We start from the raw sequence: 21863 nt of genomic DNA on the forward strand, positions 1-21863 counted from the left end.
ATCGGGTCCCTGCGGCCCTATCGCACCCGTCGCAGGCGGAAATGCTGGATGATGCCGATCACGCTGATGGCGATCCAGAAGCTTTCGATCAGCATCGAGGCCAGGTTGAAGTTCTGCAGCAGCGAATAGACGATCAAAACCGACCCTACCAGGTTGACCACCGGAAAGGCCAGATCGTCGGAATTCATCATCCGCATCTGGGTGGCGAAATAGGCCGCAACCACGATCAGCGCCCCGAAGGACCCGATGCCATCGGCCAGCGTCAGGCCGTTCAGGAATTCCGTCATCGGGTCATCTCCTTCCGCCGTATCAACCGGCCGCAGCGGTCGCGGGCCGATGTCCGTAGTGATGCATGTTCAGAAACGCCGCGCCCTCGGGCCCGGCGCGATAGCCATGCGGCAGGTCGGCCGGAAAGCGCAGCCCCTGGCCCGCACTCAGCGGCACCCATTCGCCGTTCCGCAGCACCTCGAGCGCGCCGCTCAGTAAAAAGACTTCCTCGGTTACGCCGGCGGCATGGGCGGGGGATTCGTGGCATTGGTTGCGGTCCAGTTCGACGTGAAAGGTCTCTGCCCCCAGAACCGGGTCGAAGGGAAAGACGATCTTGACCTTCAGACTGCCCGGAAAGGTCACGGTGCGGAACCGGGCCGCATCCGCCGGGTCGCGCAGGGCGCTGGTGCCGATCAGCGCGCTCAGCGGCATCTGGAACCCCTTGGCGATCTTCCACAGCGTCGCGATGGTGGGGCTTGATTCTCCGCGTTCGATCTGGCCCAGCATGGCCTTGCTGACCCCGGTCAATTCGGCCGCTTTGGCCAGGCTCAGCCCCGATGCCGTCCGGACGTCTCTGAGTTTCAGGGTGATGTCGTCCGATTCCATGGCCACGTCCCGCGATTTACCTTGTGCGTTATAACGCACATGTGCTACGTGCGCTATAACGCACGCAACCCTGGTTTTGCAACCGGGCAAAAGGGAAACAGCATCATGCCAATGTACCGATCCAGAACTTCGACCCATGGCCGCAACATGGCCGGTGCCCGCGGCCTGTGGCGCGCCACCGGGATGGGAGACGACGATTTCGGCAAGCCGATCATCGCCATCGTCAACTCGTTCACGCAATTCGTGCCGGGGCACGTCCACCTCAAGGATCTGGGTCAGATGGTCGCCCGCGAGGTCGAGGCCGCCGGCGGTGTAGCCAAAGAGTTCAACACCATCGCCGTCGATGACGGCATCGCCATGGGCCATGACGGGATGCTGTATTCGCTGCCCTCGCGCGAGATCATCGCCGACAGCGTCGAATACATGGTCAACGCGCATTGCGCCGATGCGATGGTCTGCATCTCGAACTGCGACAAGATCACCCCGGGCATGCTGATGGCGGCGATGCGACTGAACATCCCGGCCATCTTTGTCTCGGGCGGCCCGATGGAGGCCGGCAAGATCGACATTGCTGATCTGGATGTGAAGAAGATCGACCTGGTCGATGCCATGGTCGCCGCCGCCGATGACAAATACACCGACGAGCAGGTCAAACATATCGAAGAAAACGCCTGCCCCACCTGCGGATCGTGCTCGGGCATGTTCACCGCGAACTCGATGAACTGCCTGGCCGAGGCGCTGGGCCTGGCGCTGCCGGGCAATGGCTCGACCCTGGCCACCCATTCCGACCGCAAGGCGCTGTTCCTGGAAGCCGGGCGTCGCATCGTCGAGATCACCAAGCGTCACTATGAGTTGAACGAAAAAGGCTTCCTCCCGCGCGAGATTGCGACCTTCGAGGCCTTCGAAAACGCCATGAGCCTGGACATCGCCATGGGCGGCTCGACCAACACGGTGCTGCACCTGCTGGCCATCGCGCATGAGGGCGAGGTGGATTTCACCATGTCCGACATGGACCGCCTCAGCCGCAAGGTTCCCTGCCTGTGCAAGGTCGCGCCCAACACTGAAAACGTCCACATGGAGGACGTGCACCGCGCGGGCGGCATCTTCTCGATCCTGGGTGAGCTGAGCCGCGCTGGTCTGCTGCATGACGACTGCTGCACGGTGCATTCGGCCACAATGGCCGAGGCGATCGCCAACTGGGACATCAAGGTGACCAACAACCCCAAGGCGCAGGAGTTGTTCAAGGCCGCGCCGGGCGGTGTGCGCACGACACAGGCCTTCAGCCAGTCGAACCGCTACAAGGAACTGGACACAGACCGGGCCAACGGCGTGATTCGGTCCAAGGAACATGCGTTCAGCCAGGATGGCGGTCTGGCCGTTCTGTTCGGCAACATCGCGCGCGACGGCTGCATCGTGAAGACCGCAGGTGTGGATGAGAACATCCTGAAATTCACCGGCACCGCCTATGTCTGCGAAAGCCAGGACCAGGCGGTGAACGACATCCTGACCGGCAAGGTCAAGGAAGGCGACGTGGTCGTGATCCGGTATGAAGGCCCCCGCGGCGGGCCGGGCATGCAGGAGATGCTGTACCCGACCTCGTACCTGAAATCCAAGGGCCTGGGCAAAGCCTGCGCGCTGCTGACCGACGGTCGCTTCTCGGGCGGCACCTCGGGCCTGTCGATCGGCCACGTCTCGCCCGAGGCGGCCGAAGGCGGCGAGATCGGTCTGGTGCAGAACGGGGACACGATCGAGATCGACATCCCCAACCGCTCGATCCACCTGGCCGTATCCGACGAGGAACTGGCCGAACGCCGCAAGGCGCAGGACGCGAAAGGCTGGGAGCCGGCCCAGCCGCGCAAACGCAAGGTGTCCACGGCGTTGAAGGCCTATGCGAAGCTGGCCACCAGCGCCGCAAAAGGCGCCGTGCGCCAGGTCTGAATCCTGCCGGCCCGTGCTATGCGGGCCGGTCCGTTGCCTGAATCCAAAGGGCTCCCGCGTCTGACAGGACCCATCGGCTGCGCCGCTGCCTCCGTCAGCCTTGGGCCGGGCGCCGCGCTGTGCGCGGCGCCCGGCCCAACCAGAGGAGGTGTCTCGCCAGAGACATCGAGGATGGGTGGGAGCACCCCTGCCTATGGGATCAATCACCCAGCTTGGCGTGAATCTCATCCAGATCGATTTCACCCGTCGGCATCTTGTTGGCCGGATTTTCGAAATCGTATTTGAACAGTTCAAAATCCTGCTTGTAGATCTCGTAGACCAGATGCATCGACAGGTCGTCGAAATAGTCCTCGACCGGATGCGCGCGTTTGGGGCCGTGGCCTTCGGACTCATTGAAGCGCGGGATTTCGGACAGAGTCACAGGGTGGGGCGTTTCGATCTGATCCAGCACGCCCTGCATGCCCTCGTTGAACTTCTCGGTCCAGAATATCCGGTCATAGCGCCCGCCATTCACGATGAAGGTCGAGACATGCCCCGACATGGCCGACCAGTGGATGTCCGGGTCCATCGGCCGGCGCCAACGGATCGTGTCGCGGGCAAACAGAAGAAACCGGCGGAAGCTGGCGATCTGGTCGAATTCGCCCTTGCCGTCTTCGCCCCCGACCTCGATCCCGTAATTGTAGATCAGCGTCGGCACCAGATTGCCCCGGTACCGTTTCCCGTTGCGCTGAATGCCGCAGATCTTGTCGAAGAACGAACTGAGGATCCGCGTATAGGGGTTGCGCACGCAGGTAAAGGCGAAGGACTTGTGCCCGCGCACATTGGCCGAGATCACATCCTGGCTGTGGTCAAACGCCCATTTGTGCATCCCGTCTTTGGCGTCGTGGATATCGCCATCAAAGAACCGGCCATGATCGGAGTAATACATGATCTGCCCGATGGTCGAGCAGGCGCATTTGGGCACCACGCGATAGACCATGCTTTCGCTCTCGGTCATCCATGTGCCGGGAAATCCCATCTGCCATGCCTCCTCTGCCAGCCGAGTCTCAGGGTGATGAGCCAGCTTTTGGCGCCAGACAAGCAAAAATATTCTGTTTATTCAATCGTTCATCCTCAGTATCACGGTCGGAACCGGGCAGTAACGGAAAACAACCACGCCAATGGCCAGAATCGCCTATGTTCTGCTGTGTCACAAAGACCCCGACGCGATCATCGCGCAGGCCCAACGCCTGACGGCGGTCGGCGACTACATCGCGATTCATTTCGACGCCAGCGCCTCGGCGGCCGATTTCAGCCGCATCCGGGACGCATTGAAGAACAGCCCCAACGTCGCCTTCGCCAAAAAACGGATCAAATGCGGCTGGGGCGAATGGTCGTTGGTGCAGGCTTCTCTGCATGCGGTGCTGGCCGCGGTCGAGGCCTTCCCCCGCGCCACCCATTTCTACATGCTGTCGGGCGACTGCATGGCGATCAAGACTGCGGAATACGCCCATCGCTTTCTGGATGAAAACGACAAGGACTTCATCGAAAGCCACGATTTCTTCGCCAGCGACTGGATCAAGACCGGCATGAAGGAAGACCGGCTGATCTATCGCCACTATTTCAACGAACGCACCCAGAGCAAACTGTTCTACGCCGCCTACGAGGTCCAGAAGCGCCTGGGGCTGACTCGCGAGATCCCGGAGGATCTCCAGATCATGATCGGCAGCCAGTGGTGGTGCCTGCGCCGCCGCACGATCGAGGCGATCCTCGCGTTTCTGCGCCAGCGCCGGGACGTGGTCCGGTTCTTCGCGACGACCTGGATTCCGGACGAGACCTTCTTTCAGACCCTCGTGCGGCACCTGATCCCGCGCTCGGAGATCGAGAACCGCACACTCACGTTCCTGATGTTTTCCGACTATGGCATGCCGGTGACCTTCTACAACGATCACTACGACATGCTGCTGAGCCAGGATTACCTGTTCGCGCGCAAGATCAGCCCCGAGGCACATCAGCTGAAACAGAAGTTGGGGGCGCTCTATGCCAGCGAAGGGGTCGCGTTCCAGATCTCGAACGAGGGCCGCAACCTGCATGGTTTCCTGACGGGCCGCGGCCGTGTGGGCCGCCGTTTCGCCCCCCGCTTCTGGGAGGTCGCCAACACGATCGGCCCCGATCGCGACCTGTATCTTGTAGTGTGCAAGAAATGGCACGTGGCCAAACGGCTGATCGACCAGATCGCCTCTGAAACCAACCTGCCCTGCATCGAATACCTGTTCAACGAAGAAGCCGCCCCCCTGCCCGATCTGGGCGGGATCGAGACGACGCTGGTCAAGCGGTCACGCCATCGCCGCGCGGTGATGCGGCTGCTGTTCGATCATTTCGACACCGACAAGCTGGTCATCTGCCTGGACCCGGCCAGCCTGGATATCGTGCAGGATTTCTGTTCGGACCGTGCCCGCACCCATGTTCTGGAGGTGCAATGCACCTATTCCGACGACTACCTGGTGGGGCATGCCCACCGGGTCGGGCTGGCCGGGCAGAACTCACCCGCCGCCACGGTCCAGCGTCTGCTGCCCACGATCCGCAGCGATCTAGCCTATGAATCCGAACAATTGCGCAGCGCCGGGCTGGACCGATTCCACCGGCTGCGCGAAACCGGAGATCCGGCGGAAAACATCGCCGCGATCTCGAAGTTTCTGGGGGTGCCAGAAGAAACCGCGCAATCCATTCTGCGGCTGGACTACCTGTTCGCCGATTGACGGCCCGGCCGCACCGGGCCGCCGGACCGGGCGGTCAGATGTCGAACTTGACGCCCTGCGCCAGGGGCAGCTCGGCCGAATAATTGATCGTGTTCGTCTGCCGCCGCATATAGCCCTTCCAGGCGTCCGAGCCGCTTTCGCGTCCGCCACCGGTTTCCTTCTCACCGCCGAACGCGCCACCGATCTCGGCGCCCGAGGGGCCGATATTCACGTTGGCGATGCCGCAATCGGACCCGGCAGGCGACAGGAACTGCTCCGCCTCGCGCATGTTCAGCGTGAACACGCAAGACGACAGGCCTTGCGGCACGTCGTTCTGCATCTCGAGCGCCTCGTCGAAACCGTCATAGCCCATGACATAGAGGATCGGCGCAAAGGTTTCGGTCTTCACGATCTCGGTCTGGCCCGGCATTTCGGCGATCGCGGGCTGTATGTAGACACCGCCCTCGGGCACACCGTCGGTGACGCGCTTGCCGCCGAAGACGGTGCCGCCCTCGGCCTCGGCCGCCTTCAGCGCGGCCTCCATCGCCTGCCCCGAGGCCTCATCCACCAGCGGCCCGACCAGCGTGCCTTCGGCCAGCGGATCACCGATGGGCAGACCGGCATAGGCTTTTTTCAGCCGCGCAACCAGATCGGCACGGATCGAGTTGTGCACGATCAGCCGCCGCAGCGAGGTACAGCGCTGACCCGCGGTGCCCACGGCCGAGAACACGATGGCCCGCACCGCCATTTCCAGGTCGGCCGAGGGGCCCACGATCATGGCGTTGTTACCGCCCAGTTCCAGGATGCACTTGCCGAACCGCTGCGCCACGACCGGCGCGACCGCGCGGCCCATCCGGGTCGAGCCGGTGGCCGAAATGATCGGCACCGTCTCGCTGGCCACAAGCGCCTTGCCCAGATCGGCACCGCCGATCAGCAGTTGCAGCAGCCCCTCGGGCGCGTCGCCGAACCGGGCCACGGCCTTTTCAAAGATCTTCTGACAGGCCATCGCGGTCAGGGGCGTTTTCTCGGACGGTTTCCAGATCACCGGATCGCCGCAGACCAACGCCAGCGCCGCGTTCCACGACCAGACCGCGACCGGGAAGTTGAAGGCCGAGATCACGCCGACCGGCCCGGCCGGGTGCCAGGTCTCCATCATCCGGTGGCCGGGGCGTTCCGAGGCGATGGTCAGGCCATACAGCTGCCGCGACAGGCCCACGGCAAAGTCGCAGATGTCGATCATCTCCTGCACTTCGCCCAGACCTTCCGAGGTGATCTTGCCGGCCTCCCAGCTGACCAGCGCGCCCAGGTCCTCCTTGGCCGCGCGCAATTCCTCGCCCAGCAGGCGGATCAGCTCGCCCCGGCGCGGGGCGGGCACGGTGCGCCAAGCCTTGAAGGCCGCCGTGGCGCGGGCAAAGACCGCGTCCATGTCGGCAACAGGCGTTTCATGCACCCGCGCCAGCACGCGGCCGTCGATGGGCGAGCGGACCTCCAGCGTGCCGCCGGTCAGCTCGGCCGCCGTCAGGCCCAGTTTTTCGAGTGTGTGTTCTGCAGTCATGACTACGTCTTTCATGTTCAGGCCGCCTTGTTCTGGGGTGTCACTTCGCCAGCGCGGTAGAGCTGGCCGAATTCGGTATTCAGGAAATCATCCAGCCTGACCTGCTCTTGCCGGACGAAACCCCGGGTGGGCAGCGCGCCGGTTCGCATCAGGTCGACAACGCCCAGAACGCCGGCGGCGGTGGTGATCTGGATCGCACTCCAGACCTGGCCGTCGATGGTGCGGGCAAAGGATTTGTTGATCAGGGATTTCTCGCGCAGCGCCCCGTCGATCATGCCCTTGGCCGTGCAATAGACCAGAACCACGTCCTGATCGGTGCGCGGCAGCGCAGTTTCAAAGATGTCCTTCAACAGGTCGCGGCGCTGGCCGAGGCCCAGGTCGGTCAACAGCAGCTTCAGGATGTCGCGATGGCCGGGATAGCGGATCGAGCGATAGGACACCGCCCGCGCCTTGCCGGCCAGCGTCTCGGGCAAGGTGCCCAGGCCGCCCGAGGTGTTGAAGCATTCGTATTCCACACCGTCATGGCCAATGATCTCGTAATCCTCGAGCGGCGCGGTCTTGACCCGCTCGCCATTCACGATGGCGTCGCAAGGGTTGCAGTATTCGTTGATCAGCCCGTCGGTGGACCAGGTCAGATTGTATTTCAGCGCATTGGTCGGATAGAGCGGCAGCGCGCCCACCCGCATGTGCAGGCTGTCCAGCGTGTCGAACCCGGCCGCAAGAGAGGCCCCCGCAATGCCGACGAAACCCGGTGCCAACCCGCATTGCGGCATGAAGGCGGTGCCGCTGTCGCGGGCCAGTTCGCGCACGGCGTTCGTGGCGGCGACATCCTCGGTCAGGTCGAAATAATGCGCACCCGCGGCCTTGGCTGCCTTGGCGATGGCAGGCGTCAGGAAAAACGGTGCGGCCGAGATCACCGCATCGAACCCTGCAACCCCCTGTGCCAGCCCGGCTTCGTCGCCCGCGTCGATCTGGCGGGTGGTGATGCCCTGCCTGTTCAACGCCGACAGGGCCGTCAGGTCATGATCGGCCACGGTTACAGTGTAGTTGTGCGATTTCTTCAACAGGGCGGCGATCATCTGTCCGATCTTCCCGGCCCCGACGACGCAGATGTTCCAACTCATTGCGCGCCTCCTCCTCTGCTCTGGTTCCAGTATGACCGCGCCGCCGTCCGAGCACAGCAATCGAGTTGACGAAACGGACAGCTTTTCCGTCATACTGACGGTAATTGAATCAAAATGTCAGATCGAGATCCGCAGCGCTTCGGAACCTGAAGTCAGGGGAGGAAATGCTTTGCAACCGATTGCACCATTTTTGCAATGATGCGACATTCAACAGATCCAATCGACCGCATAGAGGAGAGCAAGCAGTTGGGCGTTACGCTGAAGGAAGTTGCGGCCTTGGCCGGGGTGTCGCGGTCGGCTGTGTCGCGCACCTTCACGCCGGGCGCCTCGGTCTCGGCCAAGACCCGCGCCAAAGTGGAAAAGGCCGCCAAGGAACTGGGCTACAGCCCCAACGCGCTGGCCTCGTCGCTGACGACGGGGCGGACCAAGCTGATCGGCCTGATCTCGAACAACTTCCACAACCCGATATTCCTTGAGGTTTTCGACCAGTTCACCCGCGCCCTGCAGGAACGCGGGCTGCGCCCCCTGATCGTGAACCTGACCGACGAGACCGAGCCCGCCAATTCCGTGCGCATGCTGCGGCAATATTCAGTGGATGCGGTAATCGTCGCCTCGTCGACCCTGCCACCCAGCTTTGCCAAGGCGTTCCACGATGCAGGGGTGCCGGTGGTGCACACCTTCGGGCGCTCGGCGACCTCGCCCGAGGTGCATGTGGTGGGCATCGACAATGTGGAATGCGGACGCATGGCCGCGCGCGAGTTGGTCGCGCGGGGCTATGCCAGCGTGGGCTACCTGGGCGGGCCAGTCGATGCGACCTCGGCGCTGGACCGGCAACGGGGCTTCATCGAGGAAATGGCCAACCATCCGCAGATTCCGGTCAGCCACTCTTTCGCCGGGGCTTATTCCTTCGAGTCCGGCCGGGCCGAGATGCTGCGCCTGCTGGCGGGTGAGCCGGCGCAGGCCTATTTCTGCGGCGACGACATCCTGTCGATCGGGGCGCTGTCGGCGCTGGCCGACCACGGGCTGAAACCCGGCACCGATATCGGGATCATCGGCCTGAACGACATGGAGATGTCGCGCTGGGAATACATCAACCTGACGACCATCCATCAGCCGATCAAGCAGATCATCACCGCGTCGGTCGATCTGGTCGAAGAGATGCTGAAGACGCCCGATCGCTACCCCGAAGCCCGGATCTTCCCCTGCCGGGTGATCGAGCGGGGCACGTTGCGGCCCCGCCCCTGATCAGCGGAACATCGGCGGGCGCGCGTCCTGCCAGGCGCCCTCCGCCCGGGCCGAGGCCACCGCTGCGTGCACCGCGGCAATCGAGCGGACGCCATCGGCGGCATCGGGCAGCCCGTCCCGCGGCTCACCCCGGATCGCGTCGGCCAGATCGCAATAGATATTGGCCACGGCCAGCGGAAAGCCCTCGGGATGGGCAATCGCCACGCGCGACAGGCGCATCGCGTCTTCATGCAGGCCGCCCTCGCCCTTTTCGATGATCTGCGTGCGTCCACCGACCGGTGTGTAGAACAGCTGGTTGGGATGTTCGGACGCCCAGCGCAACCCACCGGTTTCGCCGAAGACCTGGATATCGAACCCGTGCTGCCGCCCGATCGCCACGGACGAGGTCCACAACCGGCCCACGGTGCCGCCCTCCATCCGAAAATTGACCATGGCGTCGTCTTCCAACTGACGGCTGGGAATGGTCGAGGCCATGTCGGCCGACAGCGTCGCGACCTCGTCATCGCAGATGAAGCTGGCCATGTGCAGCGCGTGGATACCGCAATCGGCGAATTGCCCCGACACGCCCGCCATGGCCGGATCATAGCGCCAGCGCACGCGCGGATTGTCCGCGTCGGTGGCATCCCCATGATGGCCGTGGCTGAAATTGGTGACGACCAGGCGCACCTTGCCGATCTCTCCGGCGCGGACCATGGCGCGGGCCTGTCGCACCATCGGATAGGCCGAATAGCAGTAGTTGACCGCACAGATCTTGCCCGAAGCCCGGGCCACGCGCACGATCTCCTCGCCCTCTTCCACGGTCATGGTCATCGGCTTTTCGCACAGGACGTTGAACCCGGCCTCGAGATACGCTTTGGCGATCTCGAAATGGGTCGCGTTCGGGGTGGCGATGGTCACAAGGTCGATCCGGTCGGGCCGGTCCTTTTCGCCGGCCAGCATTTCCTGCCAGTCGCCATAGGCCCGGTCGGCGGGCACACCCAGCCGCTGCGCATAGGCGCGTCCCTCTTCGGGCCGGTGGTCCAGCGCGCCGGCGGCGAATTCGAACAGGCCGTCGGCCTGTGCGCCCAGACGGTGGGCGGGCCCGATCTGGCTGCCTTCTCCGCCCCCGATCATGCCCCATTTCAACTTTGCCATGGTCTTGGTCTCTCTGCGAACGATGTTGGAAAACGTGTCGGGCCTAGAACGCGCTGACGTCCTGCCAGCCGCGACTGTCGGCTGAGGCCAGAGCTGCGGCCAACACCCGGTTGACCTCGTGCCCGTCCCGGAAGGTCGGCCAGATGTTCCGGCCGGAGTGAATGGCGGTCAGAAAATCCTTGGCCTCGATGATGATCTGATCCTGATATCCGGTGCCGTGGCCGGGACCCTGGCAAAAGGGCTCATAATCGGGATGCGCCGGACCGGTCAGGATCTTGGTGAAACCGCGCTGGGCCTCGGGGCCTTCGCGGCGATAGAGCCACAGGGCGTTCTGATCCTCCTGGTCAAAACGGATCGCGCCCTTGGTGCCCGAGATCTCGTAGGCATAACCCATCTTGCGGCCGGTCGCGATGCGGCTGAAATAAAGGTTCCCCATGACGCCGTTTTCAAACCGGCACATCATCTGGGCTTGATCGTCATTGGTCACCGCGCCGCCCGGGCGGGTGTGGTGAACGGTTTCCACATCGGCCATAACCTGCGCGATCGGCCCAACCAGAGCCAGCGCGCCATTGACCATGTGCGGCGCCAGATCACCGATGGTGCCGTTGGCCATACCGGTCGTGCGCCAGGTCGCCGGGGCCTCGGGGTCGGCATAGAAATCCTCGGTATGTTCACCGCGGAACCATGTGATGTCGCCAATCGCGCCGTCGGCGATCAGCTGGCGAGCGAACTGGCTGGCCGGGGTGCGGATATAGTTGAACCCGACCATGTTGACGGTGCCCGAGGCCTCGGCCGCCGCCACCATGGCGCGGCTGTCCTCAAGCGACGCGCCCAGCGGTTTTTCGCACAGCACCGGCTTGCCCAGTACCAGCGCTGCCTCGGCGATCTGCCGGTGCGTGGATTGGGGCGATGCGATCACGACGGCCTCGACCGCCGGATCTTTGACCAAGGCCTGCCAGTCGGCTGTGGCACGGCGGAACCCGTAGGCGGCGCGGTAGCGTTCGGCGCTATCGGGGCTTGAGGCGCAGATCATCTCGAGCCGCGGTTTGAGCGCGGTGTCGAACACGGCGCCCACGGCGGACATGGCCACCGAATGAGCCTTGCCCATATAGCCGCCTCCGACGATTCCAATTCCGATTTCTGGCATTTTGGGCGGCTCCGAACATACTGATTGCAACCGGTTGCAAAATCAGTATCGTGAGAATCGATCCAATGCAAGGTCCATCGGATCGATGGGATCAAAATGCCTGGGAGGAACAGTTTGAGTCACTTGATCGACGGCATCAAAGGAAACCGGTTTGCCGTTTTCGGGCGCGCTGGCATGGACATGTTCGCCGATCCGGTCGGTGTCAAAAGCGAACGTGCCGACATGTTCCGCGCGGACTTGGGCGGTTCGTCCGCGAATATCTGCGCGGGTCTGGTCAAGCTGGGCAGCCAGGCGTCGCTGATCACTTCCGTCTCGGATGACGCGGTAGGGCGGTTCTGCCTCAACAAGTTGCATCACTATGGTGTCGACACCTCTTTCATTCGCGTCGTCGGCGGTGAATACCGCATGTCCTTGGCGGTCTATGAAAGCTGCATCGAGGACTTTCAGAACGTCATCTACCGCAACGGCGCCGTCGATTTTCAGGTCACCGAAGACGACATGGACCGTGTCGACTATGGCCGCTTCAGCGCGGCGATCTCGGCCGGAACCGTGTTTGCCGCCGAACCGTCGCGCAGCGCCACCTTCCGCGCCTTCGACAATGCGCGCAAGGCCGGTCTGCCGGTGATCTTCGACATCGACTACCGGCCCTACAGCTGGCCCTCGGCGCAGGTCGCGGCCGACGTGCTGTCGCGCGCGGGCGAGGCCAGCGACATGATCGTCGGCAATGACGAAGAATTCGGCTTCATGGCCGGCGGGATCGAGAAAGGCTTCCATAAAGCCTGCGATCTGGCCGAAAAACCCGGCCGCATCGTCATCTACAAGATGGGCGAAAAGGGCGCCGTCACCCTGACCGATGGGCAAGAGATCCACACCGGCATCTACCCGGTCACCGCCGTCAAACCCAACGGCGCGGGCGACAGTTTCATGGCCGGGCTGCTGGCCTCGATCGCCGCGGGCCATTCGCTGGAACAGGCGGTGTTGCGCGGATCGGCCTGCGCCTCGATCGTCGTGTCCAAACCGGGCTGCGCGCCCGCCATGCCAACCACCGAAGATCTGGACGCTTTCCTGGCGTCCCACCCCGGCCCCACCGCGGCCGGATAGGAGAGCCCGATGCACATCCCCCCGTTCGACAACCAGAACAAACCCATCGTCGATGTCGATGACCCGACCGTGCCGCTGAACTATTTCAACATCGTCAAGTTGAAGCGCGGCGAAGCCTTCGAATACCAGGTCCCGGGGCACGAGACCTGCATCGTGCCCGCCACCGGCAGCGTTGACGTGGATGTCGAGGGCGTGCGCTTTGCCCATCTGGGCAACCGGGGCGAGGATGTCTGGGATGGCGAGCCCGAGGGCGCCTATGTCCCGTCGGGGGCCAGGGCGCAGATGGTCTGCGTCTCGGACACGGCCGAGGTGTTCGTGGCCGGCGCAAAGTATGACAAGGTGTTGGACCCGTTCGACGTGCGCGAGCATGACCTGGTGCAATATGGCAGCGACGACACCAAGACCCATCGCAAGATCAAGCATATTCTGGGCCAGAAGCAGCATGACAAGGTCGGCCGCCTGCTGGTGAGCGAGCTTTTCACCGTGGGTCAGGGCGGCTGGTCGGGCTTTCCCAGCCACAAGCACGACACCAACCGCCTGCCAGACGAGACCCGGCATGACGAAACCTACAATTTCCGCTTCAAACCCAACTGGGGCTCGGGGCTGCAGATGTTGCAGCGCGAGGACAACGCGCCGGGCGATGCCTATCACATCGTCGATGGCTCGACGATCTGCATCGACAAGGGCTATCACCCCTGCTGCGTGCTGCCGGGATACGAGATGTATTACTTCACCATCCTCGGCGGGCTGACCCAGCGGTCGCTGGTACAGTATTTCCAACCCACCCATGCCTATCAGATCGAGACGATCCCGGGCATCAAAGACATGATCGCCAAGTTCAAATGACCCTCGTTACGCTCAAAAACGTCCTGCAACCCGCCTATGAACAGGGCTATGCCGTCGGCGGCCTGGTGACGCTGGGCTGGGAGGATATGCGCGCCTATGTCGCCGCGGCCGAGGCCGAGAACGCCCCGGTGATCCTGCAGGCCGGACCCAGCTGCCGCGAGCACACACCGCTGCCGATCCTGGGCAAGATGTTCCGGTATCTGGCCGAAAACGCCTCGGTACCCGTCGTGGCGCATCTGGATCACGGCTATACGTTCGAGGATTGCAAGATCGCGCTGGACAGCGGGTTCACCTCACTGATGTTCGACGGATCGCGTAAGCCGCTGCAGCAGAATATCGACGAGACCGCCGCGATTGCCGAAATGGCCCGCGCCGCGGGTATCTCGTGCGAGGGCGAGATCGGATTCGTCGGCTATTCCGGCGGCGAAGGCTCGGCCGGGACCGACCCAGACGAGGCAGCCACCTTCGCCGCCCAGACCGGCGTGGATGCGATGGCGATCTCGGTCGGAAACGTCCACCTGCAGCAGAACAAGGAAGGCGGGCTGGACGAGGACCGCATCCGCCGGATTCAGGCCGTGACCAACGTGCCGCTGGTGATCCACGGTGGATCAGGTGTGCCGGTCGAACAGCGCGCGCGGCTGGCGCGTGAAACCGCGATCTGCAAGTTCAACATCGGGACCGAGCTGCGCATGGCCTTCGGTGCCGCCCTGCGCGAGGCCGTGAACCGCGACCCCGACCGGTTCGACCGGGTGACTATCCTGAAGGAAACCCATGACCCGGTTGAGGCTGCTGCCCGCACCGTGATCCGCGCCTTTGGTGCGCCGCCGCAGCGGTGACGCTCAGAGCGTGAATGCCGACCGGAAGGCGTCCAACGCGTCTTCCGGATCGCCTGAGGCAAAGGCTTCCATCCCGACAGGGCCACGATAGCCTAGGTCGTTCAATGCACGCGCCACTGTGGCATAATTGAGCTCGCCGGTCCCGGGCTCGCAGCGGCCGGGATTGTCGGCCACCTGCACCTTTCCGATCCAGGGCAGGCATTTTTCACACCAGCGGATCAGGTCCCCCTCGCCGATCTGGGTATGGTAAAGGTCGAGATTGATCCGCAACTGCGGACGATCAACCGAAGAAACCAAGGAAAGCACGTCCGACGTTGACCCAAACGGACAGCCGGGATGGTCTAGCAGATTCAGGTTTTCAAGCGTGAACACCACATCGGTGGCCTCGGCCAGATCGCAGATGCGGTTCAGGGTGTCCCGAGCCTTGAGCCACATCGACCCTGTGACCACGTCATGCTGCCAGATCGGGATTCCGCCATCGCCCAGACCGGTACCATGCAGGTTCAGACGTGCAACGCCAAGTCGCTTGCCGACCTGAATTGTTTCGGCGGCCGAAGCCAGCAGCATATCGGCCCCGTCATCATCAGCCAGCCGCCCCCGTAGATAGCCGTTCATGATAGTGAAACTGGCGCCGGTTGCGATCAGCTTGTCAATATCGAGATCCGGCCAGTTCCACAGCCCGACGCCGAACCCCAACTCGGCCAGCCGGGCGGCGCGCCATTCCATCGGCCTGTCCAGCCACAGCATCTCGGCACAGGCCGCAAGTTGAAACGGTTGAGGCATTGATTTCGCTTTCGGCATGAAAGTACTCAGATCGAGCCGCCCTCGACCATGAAGTTCCCGGCACTGCACATGGCCGCGTCGTCCGAGGCCAAAAACAGCACCATCCGCGCCACATAGACCGGGTCGATCGGGTCGGGCAGGCATTGGCGGTCAATCTGTTTGGCCAGCGCTTCGGGGGTGACCCACAAGTCTTTCTGGCGCTGGGTCATGATCCAGCCGGGCACGACCGTGTTGACCCGGATCCGGTGATCGCCCAGTTCCCGCGCCATGGTGCGGGTCAGGCCGTGTACAGCGGATTTTGCGGTGGCATAGGCGGGAAAGCCCGCGCCGGCCTCCCACCACGAGTTCGAGCCGATATTGATGATCGATCCCGCGCCCTTGTCGATCATGCCGGGCGCCACGGACTGGATGGCAAAAAACATGTGGCGGAGGTTGGTCGCCATGCGCTCGTCCCAATAGTCCGACGTTACCTCGCGCCAGTCGTGCCGGTCGTCATGCGCGGCGTTGTTGACCAGAACGTCCGCCGCGCCCAGCGCGCCCGCCAGCTCGTCAAAAGCGGACCGCAGCGCCGCGATGTCGCGCAGGTCGCAGGCGGCAAAGGCGTGGGGTCCGCCCAATTCGGCCAGCAGCGCGTTGCCGCCCTCGGCGTTGATGTCAACAAAGCCGACCTTGGCCCCCTGTTCGGCAAAGCCGCGCACGATTTCGCGCCCGATGCCCGAGGCCCCGCCGGTCACGAACACCGTGCGCCCCTTCAGGCTGGGATAGATGGCAAAGGCCTTGGTCATTTGTCGCGCTCCATGATCCATTCGACTTCGGGCGCCGGAACGAAACGCCATTTGCGCAGCGGCCCGGCCATGACGTTCAGGTAATACATCTCGAACCCATAGGGCGCCCCGCAGGGGTGGTGCCCGCGCGGCACCAGTACCACATCGCCATCGGACACGGCCATGGTTTCGTCCAACTGACCGTCATCGGTATAGACGCGCTGGATGCCAAAGCCGCTGGCCGGGTTCAGGCGGTGGTAGTAGGTCTCTTCCAGATAGGTGATGCGGGGATAGTCATCCTCGTCATGCCGGTGGCTGGGGTAAGATGACCAATGGCCGCTGGGGGTAAAGACCTCGGTCACCAGAAGGCTGTCGGCATAATCTTCGGCCTCCATCGCGATGTTGTTGATGTGGCGCGTGTTCGTTCCCTTGCCGCGCTCAGTCAGGGTGATGCCCTCGGGCCCGATCCGGCGCGGGGCATGGCCGCCTTTGCCCGGGGCCGAGCACACGGCGATCACGCAGTCGGTTTCGGCCGTGGCCTCCCACTCGGTGCCGTTGGGCAGGTACAGGCAATGGGGCGGAGATTTTTCGAACACGTTCATCCGGTCGCCCAACACGCCCCAATCCTGCCCGGCGCCGGTGATCCGGGCCTTGCCCTCGACCATCACCAGAATGACCTCGCGGTCGCCGGTGACCTCGGCGGCGCGGTCGCCCGCCCGCAGGTGAAAAAGACCAAAGCCCACATAGCGCCAGCCGGCGCTGGCGGGCGTGATGTCATGCACCTTACCATGGGTTCCGAACGGTTTTCTCAGAAGTTCTGCCATCGGTTTCACCTGTGTTGGGGCAGCACCGGCCGCCCGGGTTCCCTCATGCCGCCTGCCGCAACCGCAGCGCGTCCAGCGCCTGTTCCAACTGCGCCTGCGTCCAGCTTTCCGACACCGCCCGGCGCAGGATGTCCGCCTGGCTGGGCGGAGCGTTCCCACCTATCGGCGGATCGGTATCCAGATTGGTCGGAAAGGGATAGCCTTCGGCCGTGGCCGCGATTGCGGCGCCGATGCGGGCATCATCCAGATCGCCGCGCTGTTTCAACGCCACCAGCGCGGGGAATACGGCCAGACACATCGCCTTGCGATCCACAGCTTCCATCGCGCGCCCGAAGGCCGACGAAACCTGCAACAGGTTGGCCATCCGGTGGATGTCGGCGCTGCTGTTTTCGCCGGCGGCATGAAACAGCGCCGGGTTGAAGAACACCGCATCGCCCTTGGCCAGCGGCAACTGGATGCAGGCCTGTTCGAAATGCGCCCGATGCGCGTCGTCGTGGAAGGCGACATAGCCGGGGCCATAAAGCTGCGAGAACGGCAACAGTTTGGTCGGGCCACTTTCGATGGGCATGTCGCAATGGGCAACCGCGCCCTGCAGGGTCAGCGCGGCGGTGACCATATGGGCATGCGACGGGAACTGCGCCGCCTTGTCGGCGGTCTGGAACCCTAGGTGATAATCGCGATGCGCCTGCTGCGCCTTTCCACCCGGCCGCACCTGGTTTATCTGCGCGGTCATCTGGTAATCGGGACCCAGCCAAGCCTCGCAGGCGGCGGCAATCGCCGTGTTGCCGAAATAGAGCGCAAAGCCCTCGGGGTCGCGCAGGCATTGCTTTTGCAGCGCGTTCCACACCCTGTCATTCGCGCCCGAGGCCGCAAAGTGATCGCCTTCGCCGCCCCCGGCCTGACGCTCATCTTCGATGATCCGGCGAAACACCTCGGTTGCCCGGTCGATGACCGTGGTATCGGCATAGGCGCCTTTCAACGCGATCACCCCGGCAGATCGGCCCAAAACCCAGCCCCATTCCGCCAGCAGGGCGCGCCGGGCTTCGGGTGTTTCCAAGGCGGGCCGCAGCGCGTGCATGTCATAGACCGGCACGTTCTTTTCCACCGCGGCCGCGTGGGGTACCTGCTCGGGCCGCAGACTCTGCGAGGTCAGCGCCTTGAATTCGTCCAGATCACAGGACTCACGACCGAAATAGCCGACGAAACCAGGTTGCTGACGGACCATGAAACGCTCCTTTCCCATGGCGGCGCCCCGTGGGCGAAAGATCAGGCCGTGATCGTCAATCCGGCCTGACCGCAGACCTCGACGATGTGGTCATAGCCCATCTTCGAGTATTCATAGGGCGGGGCCTTGGCCGGGTCCTGCTCGGCCTCGACCACGATCCAGCCTTCGTAATCCATGGCTTTCAACGCATGGGCGACCTCCTGAAAGTCGATGCAGCCATCGCCGGGCACGGTGAAGGCCCCCGCGATCACCGCATCCAGGAAACTGCGCCGGTTGCCGCGGGTGTCGCGCACGATGCCGGGGCGGATATCCTTGAAATGCACGTGATGCACCCGGTCGCCCCAGCGGTTCAGCGTGGCCAGCACATCACCACCGCCAAACAGCAGATGCCCGGTGTCAAAGCACAGTTTCACCTCCGGCCCGGATCCGTCCATCAGCCAGTTGACGTCATCTTCGCTTTCTATGATCGTGCCCATGTGGTGGTGATAGGCCATCGGCATGCCCTGATCGGCCATCCACTTGGCCAGTTCGGTGATCTTGGCGCCATAGGCTCTGATCTCGTCCTTCGACAGCTGCGGGCGGTCATTGACCGGGGTGCCGATCTGGCCCTGAACCGTGTTCGAGCATTCGGCATAGACGATGCAGGGGCTGTTCAACGCCACGAACTGTTCGACCTGCGCGCGCACGGCGTCGCGTTCGGCGGCGAAATCGTTGACCAGCGAATTGCCCGAACACCAGCCACCGCACAGGGCAATGTCGTTGCCTTCCAGATAGGCGCGCAGGCCTGCAGTATCGGCGGGCATACGCTGCCCGCGCTCGACCCCGGTATAGCCGATCTGACGCGCCTCTTTCAGGGCTTGTTCCATCGTGAACGCCGCCGTCAGGTCGGGCAGGTCGTCATTTTGCCACGCAATCGGAGAGATGCCGATCTTCACGCTCATTTGGTGTTTCTTTCCTTGATAGCAGCCTCGTAGGCTGCGCGTTTTTCATTCACCTCAGGACGAGTGCTGACCTCGGGCACCGCCACCTCCCACCACGTGCCGCCATATTCGGTCGAGGGGTACGGGTCGGTGTCGATGACGATCACATAGGGGCCTTTTACGTCGCCGCGTTTGGCCAGCGCCTCTTCCAGCTCGGCGATCGAGCCGACCTTGACCGAGGTCGCCCCCATCGCCGCCGCGTGGGCCGCAAAGTCGATGGCCGAGGCCGTCTCGTGCACCGCATGGTCCAGCAGGTTGTTGAACTCGGCCCCGCCGGTGCCCATCTGCAGCCGGTTGATGCAGCCAAAGCCCCGGTTGTCGGTGATCACCACGGTGAAGGACACGCCCATCATCGCTGCCGTCGCCAGTTCCGAGTTGGCCATCATGTAGGTGCCGTCCCCGGTGAAACAGATCACGTCCCGGTCGGGCTGGGCCATCTTGATGCCCATGGCGCCGGCGATCTCGTAGCCCATGCAGCTGAAGCCGTATTCCATGTGATAGGCCCCCGGACGCGGCGCCTTCCACAGCTTGTGCAGCTCGCCCGGCATGGTACCGGCGGCGCACATCACCACCGTGTCGTCATGCGCCGCGCGCTGCACCGCGCCTACCACCTGCATGTCGGTGGGCAGCGCGTTGGCGTCGCCCGGCGCATCCGTCAGCGCATCGACCTTGGCAAACCACTCGGCCTTGAGCGTGTCGGGAACCGGCTGGGGGCGATAGCCCTGCAGGGCCGCACCCAATTCCTCGATCCCGACCCGCGCATCGGCCAGCAGCGGCATCGCGCCGTGTTTCGCGGCGTCATAGGCGGCGGTGTTCAGGCAGACCATCTTGCGCTCGGGGTTGGAAAATAACCCCCAGGACCCGGTGGTGAAGTCCTGAAACCGCGTGCCGATACCCAGGATCAGATCCGCCTCGGCGCACACGGTGTTGGCGGGTTCGCCCCCGGTCACGCCGACCGGGCCCAGGTTCAGCGGGTGATCCCAGGCCAGGGCCGATTTGCCGGCCTGCGTCTCGGCCACGGGGATGTTGTGGGTCTCGGCAAAGGCCTGCAGCGCGTCGGTCGCGCCGGAGTAATGGACACCGCCGCCGGCCACGATGATCGGGCGTTTGGCCGACCGGATGGCCTCGGCCGCGCGGGCCAGCTCGCCTTCGTCGGGGCGGATGCGGCGCTGGTGCCAGATGCGCGGCTCGAAGAAGCTGAGCGGATAGTCATAAGCCTCGGCCTGCACGTCCTGGCAAAAGCCCAGGGTCACCGGCCCGCAATCGGCCGGGTCGGTCATGGTGCGGAAGGCGCGCGGCAGGGCAGTCAGCAGATGTTCGGGCCGGGTGATCCGGTCGAAATAGCGGCTGACCGGGCGGAAACAGTCATTGGCGCTGACGGTGCCGTCGGTGAAATCCTCAATCTGTTGCAGAACGGGGTCAGGGCCACGGCTGGCGAACACATCGCCCGGCAACAGCAGCACCGGCAGGCGGTTCACATGAGCCAGCGCGGCGGCCGTGACCATGTTGGTCGCCCCCGGCCCGATCGACGAGGTGACCGCCATGGCCCGACTGCGCCGCATCTGCTTGGCATAGGCGATCGCGCAATGGGCCATGGTCTGTTCATTGTGACCGCGATAGGTGGGCAGGCTGTCGCGCACGCCGTAGAGCGCTTCGCCCAGACCGGCCACGTTGCCATGGCCGAAAATGGCCCAGACACCGGCGATGAAGGGCTCGCCGTCTTCGTTCATCTGCGCGCCGAGGTAACGCACCAGGGCCTGCGCCGCGGTCAATCGGATTGTCTTGCTCATCATGATCCCTTTCAGAACGAGGCCGCCGTGGGCAATCCGTTGCAATCATTCTGTCGTGAAAGGATCCGACACGCCCACCACCCAGACCGGGTGGCCCGGCCTGCCGGACCCTGGTGATACTGGCGCCCCCCATGATGCGGGACACCGGGGAGAATCCTTCAGACGGTGCCGCCCAGCGACCCTTCCAACTCGGCCATCTCCTGCCCGCCGGCCATCATGTCCTGCAGCTCTTCGGGCGAGATCTCGCCGCGCCGGGCGGTGCCCAGCGTCTTGCCGCGGTTCAGAACCGTGAACCGGTCGCCCACGGCCAGCGCGTGCCGGACATTGTGGCTGATGAAGACCACGCCGATACCCTGGCTGCGCACCTTGTCGATGGTGGCCAGCACGTTCGAGGTCTGCCGCACGCCCAGCGCCGAGGTCGGTTCATCCAGGATAAGGATCTTGGCGCCGAAATAGACCGCTCGGGCGATCGCCACGGTCTGGCGCTCGCCCCCCGACAGGGTTCCTACCGCCTGATCGGGGCCACGCAGGTTGATGCCCATCTTGCGCATCTCTTCCATGCAGACCTCGTTGGCGTGCTCGATGTCAAACCGTTTCAACAGGCCTTTTCCCTTGGTCGGCTCGCGCCCCATGAAGAAATTGCGCGTGACGCTCATCAGCGGGATCATCGCCAGGTCCTGGAACACGGTGGCGATGCCCGCCTCCATCGCGTCGCGAGGCGTGTCGAAGGACATCGGCTGACCTTCGAAATAGATCTCGCCCTTGGTGGGTTTGTGCACGCCCGACATCGTCTTGATGAAGGTCGATTTGCCCGCCCCGTTGTCACCCAGCAGGCAGTGGCATTCACCCGGTTTGACGTCGAAGCTGACGCCCGCCAACGCGATGATGTTGCCGAAATGCTTTTCGATGTCCTTCATTTCGACGATCGGGGCCACATCCTTGACCGCGTCGCCGTGATGGAACTTGGTATCTTCGGTCATG

Annotated in this window: 21 protein-coding genes; 7 read left to right on the forward strand and 14 right to left on the reverse strand. The window is 63.8% G+C overall.

The annotated features are described in order from the left end of the window. Window positions 1–17 precede the first annotated feature (17 nt). Both AC2FMM_RS13875 and AC2FMM_RS13880 read right to left on the reverse strand, forming a co-directional pair. Window positions 18–287: a CBU_0592 family membrane protein gene (locus tag AC2FMM_RS13875; RefSeq protein WP_496712595.1), complete on the reverse strand. Its 270-nt coding sequence runs from the start codon at window positions 285–287 to the stop codon at window positions 18–20. Between the two features lie 22 nt (window positions 288–309). After that, window positions 310–873, reverse strand: coding sequence for a helix-turn-helix domain-containing protein (locus AC2FMM_RS13880; protein WP_496796868.1), 564 nt, complete (start codon window positions 871–873; stop codon window positions 310–312). 105 nt (window positions 874–978) lie between these two features. Here AC2FMM_RS13880 and ilvD point away from each other — a divergent pair, with 105 nt between their 5' ends. After that, window positions 979–2811, forward strand: coding sequence for a dihydroxy-acid dehydratase (gene ilvD, locus AC2FMM_RS13885; RefSeq protein WP_496796869.1), 1833 nt, complete (start codon window positions 979–981; stop codon window positions 2809–2811). A gap of 199 nt (window positions 2812–3010) precedes the next feature. Here ilvD and AC2FMM_RS13890 read toward each other — a convergent pair whose 3' ends face one another. Continuing rightward, window positions 3011–3829, reverse strand: a complete 819-nt coding sequence (locus AC2FMM_RS13890) for a sulfotransferase family protein (protein ID WP_496680551.1) — start codon at window positions 3827–3829, stop codon at window positions 3011–3013. 142 nt (window positions 3830–3971) lie between these two features. Here AC2FMM_RS13890 and AC2FMM_RS13895 point away from each other — a divergent pair, with 142 nt between their 5' ends. After that, window positions 3972–5549 carry a DUF5928 domain-containing protein gene (locus tag AC2FMM_RS13895; RefSeq protein ID WP_496796870.1) on the forward strand — a complete coding sequence of 526 codons (1578 nt, stop codon included), beginning with the start codon at window positions 3972–3974 and terminating at the stop codon, window positions 5547–5549. 34 nt (window positions 5550–5583) lie between these two features. On the opposite strand, the gene amaB is transcribed toward AC2FMM_RS13895, so the two are convergent. Together amaB and AC2FMM_RS13905 are read right to left on the reverse strand one after the other, a co-directional pair. Next, window positions 5584–7083 carry an L-piperidine-6-carboxylate dehydrogenase gene (gene amaB / locus AC2FMM_RS13900; protein WP_496796888.1) on the reverse strand — a complete coding sequence of 500 codons (1500 nt, stop codon included), beginning with the start codon at window positions 7081–7083 and terminating at the stop codon, window positions 5584–5586. Window positions 7084–7100: 17 nt separating this feature from the next. Further along, on the reverse strand, window positions 7101–8207 hold the full coding sequence (locus AC2FMM_RS13905) for a saccharopine dehydrogenase family protein (protein ID WP_496796871.1): 1107 nt from the start codon (window positions 8205–8207) through the stop codon (window positions 7101–7103). Window positions 8208–8238: 31 nt separating this feature from the next. On the opposite strand from AC2FMM_RS13905, the gene AC2FMM_RS13910 reads away from it, so the two are divergent. Together AC2FMM_RS13910 and AC2FMM_RS13915 are read left to right on the forward strand one after the other, a co-directional pair. After that, window positions 8239–8406: a hypothetical protein gene (locus tag AC2FMM_RS13910; protein WP_496796872.1), complete on the forward strand. Its 168-nt coding sequence runs from the start codon at window positions 8239–8241 to the stop codon at window positions 8404–8406. Between the two features lie 47 nt (window positions 8407–8453). Next, a complete protein-coding gene (locus tag AC2FMM_RS13915) occupies window positions 8454–9452 on the forward strand; it encodes a LacI family DNA-binding transcriptional regulator (RefSeq protein WP_496680586.1) in 999 nt (332 codons plus the stop codon). Here the strand turns inward: AC2FMM_RS13915 and AC2FMM_RS13920 are convergent, their stop codons facing one another. Continuing rightward, window positions 9453–10586, reverse strand: coding sequence for a Gfo/Idh/MocA family protein (locus AC2FMM_RS13920; RefSeq protein ID WP_496712588.1), 1134 nt, complete (start codon window positions 10584–10586; stop codon window positions 9453–9455). A gap of 43 nt (window positions 10587–10629) precedes the next feature. Continuing rightward, complete coding sequence (locus AC2FMM_RS13925) at window positions 10630–11733, reverse strand: Gfo/Idh/MocA family protein (RefSeq protein ID WP_496796873.1); 1104 nt, start codon at window positions 11731–11733, stop codon at window positions 10630–10632. A gap of 96 nt (window positions 11734–11829) precedes the next feature. Here AC2FMM_RS13925 and AC2FMM_RS13930 point away from each other — a divergent pair, with 96 nt between their 5' ends. From AC2FMM_RS13930 to AC2FMM_RS13940, 3 genes are read left to right on the forward strand one after another with little or no spacing between them, the layout of a single operon-like run. Beyond that, entirely contained in the window at window positions 11830–12834 is a 1005-nt protein-coding gene (locus tag AC2FMM_RS13930; protein ID WP_093963700.1) for a PfkB family carbohydrate kinase, read from the forward strand. Window positions 12835–12843: 9 nt separating this feature from the next. Next, window positions 12844–13680, forward strand: a complete 837-nt coding sequence (locus AC2FMM_RS13935) for a 5-deoxy-glucuronate isomerase (RefSeq protein WP_496796874.1) — start codon at window positions 12844–12846, stop codon at window positions 13678–13680. Then, the gene (locus AC2FMM_RS13940; protein ID WP_496796875.1) at window positions 13677–14516 is read left to right on the forward strand and encodes a class II fructose-bisphosphate aldolase; all 840 of its coding nucleotides are present in this window, start codon (window positions 13677–13679) and stop codon (window positions 14514–14516) included. The genes AC2FMM_RS13935 and AC2FMM_RS13940 overlap by 4 nt, the downstream gene beginning before the upstream one ends. A gap of 3 nt (window positions 14517–14519) precedes the next feature. Here the strand turns inward: AC2FMM_RS13940 and AC2FMM_RS13945 are convergent, their stop codons facing one another. The 7 genes from AC2FMM_RS13945 to AC2FMM_RS13975 form a co-directional block, all read right to left on the reverse strand. Next, window positions 14520–15299 carry a TIM barrel protein gene (locus tag AC2FMM_RS13945; RefSeq protein ID WP_496796876.1) on the reverse strand — a complete coding sequence of 260 codons (780 nt, stop codon included), beginning with the start codon at window positions 15297–15299 and terminating at the stop codon, window positions 14520–14522. 26 nt (window positions 15300–15325) lie between these two features. Continuing rightward, entirely contained in the window at window positions 15326–16084 is a 759-nt protein-coding gene (locus tag AC2FMM_RS13950) for an SDR family NAD(P)-dependent oxidoreductase (protein WP_496796877.1), read from the reverse strand. Next, window positions 16081–16887, reverse strand: coding sequence for a 5-deoxy-glucuronate isomerase (iolB, locus tag AC2FMM_RS13955; protein ID WP_496680566.1), 807 nt, complete (start codon window positions 16885–16887; stop codon window positions 16081–16083). The genes AC2FMM_RS13950 and iolB overlap by 4 nt, the downstream gene beginning before the upstream one ends. A gap of 43 nt (window positions 16888–16930) precedes the next feature. After that, window positions 16931–18112, reverse strand: a complete 1182-nt coding sequence (locus tag AC2FMM_RS13960; RefSeq protein WP_496743251.1) for a phytanoyl-CoA dioxygenase family protein — start codon at window positions 18110–18112, stop codon at window positions 16931–16933. A gap of 41 nt (window positions 18113–18153) precedes the next feature. Beyond that, on the reverse strand, window positions 18154–19053 hold the full coding sequence (iolE, locus tag AC2FMM_RS13965) for a myo-inosose-2 dehydratase (RefSeq protein WP_496796878.1): 900 nt from the start codon (window positions 19051–19053) through the stop codon (window positions 18154–18156). Then, the gene (gene iolD / locus AC2FMM_RS13970) at window positions 19050–20882 is read right to left on the reverse strand and encodes a 3D-(3,5/4)-trihydroxycyclohexane-1,2-dione acylhydrolase (decyclizing) (RefSeq protein WP_496796879.1); all 1833 of its coding nucleotides are present in this window, start codon (window positions 20880–20882) and stop codon (window positions 19050–19052) included. Before iolD ends, iolE begins: the two co-directional genes overlap by 4 nt. Window positions 20883–21040: 158 nt before the next feature. Beyond that, the gene (locus AC2FMM_RS13975) at window positions 21041–21862 is read right to left on the reverse strand and encodes an ATP-binding cassette domain-containing protein (RefSeq protein ID WP_496687424.1); all 822 of its coding nucleotides are present in this window, start codon (window positions 21860–21862) and stop codon (window positions 21041–21043) included. Window position 21863: the final 1 nt, after the last annotated feature.

Source organism: Ruegeria sp. BHSC043 (assembly GCF_059612985.1).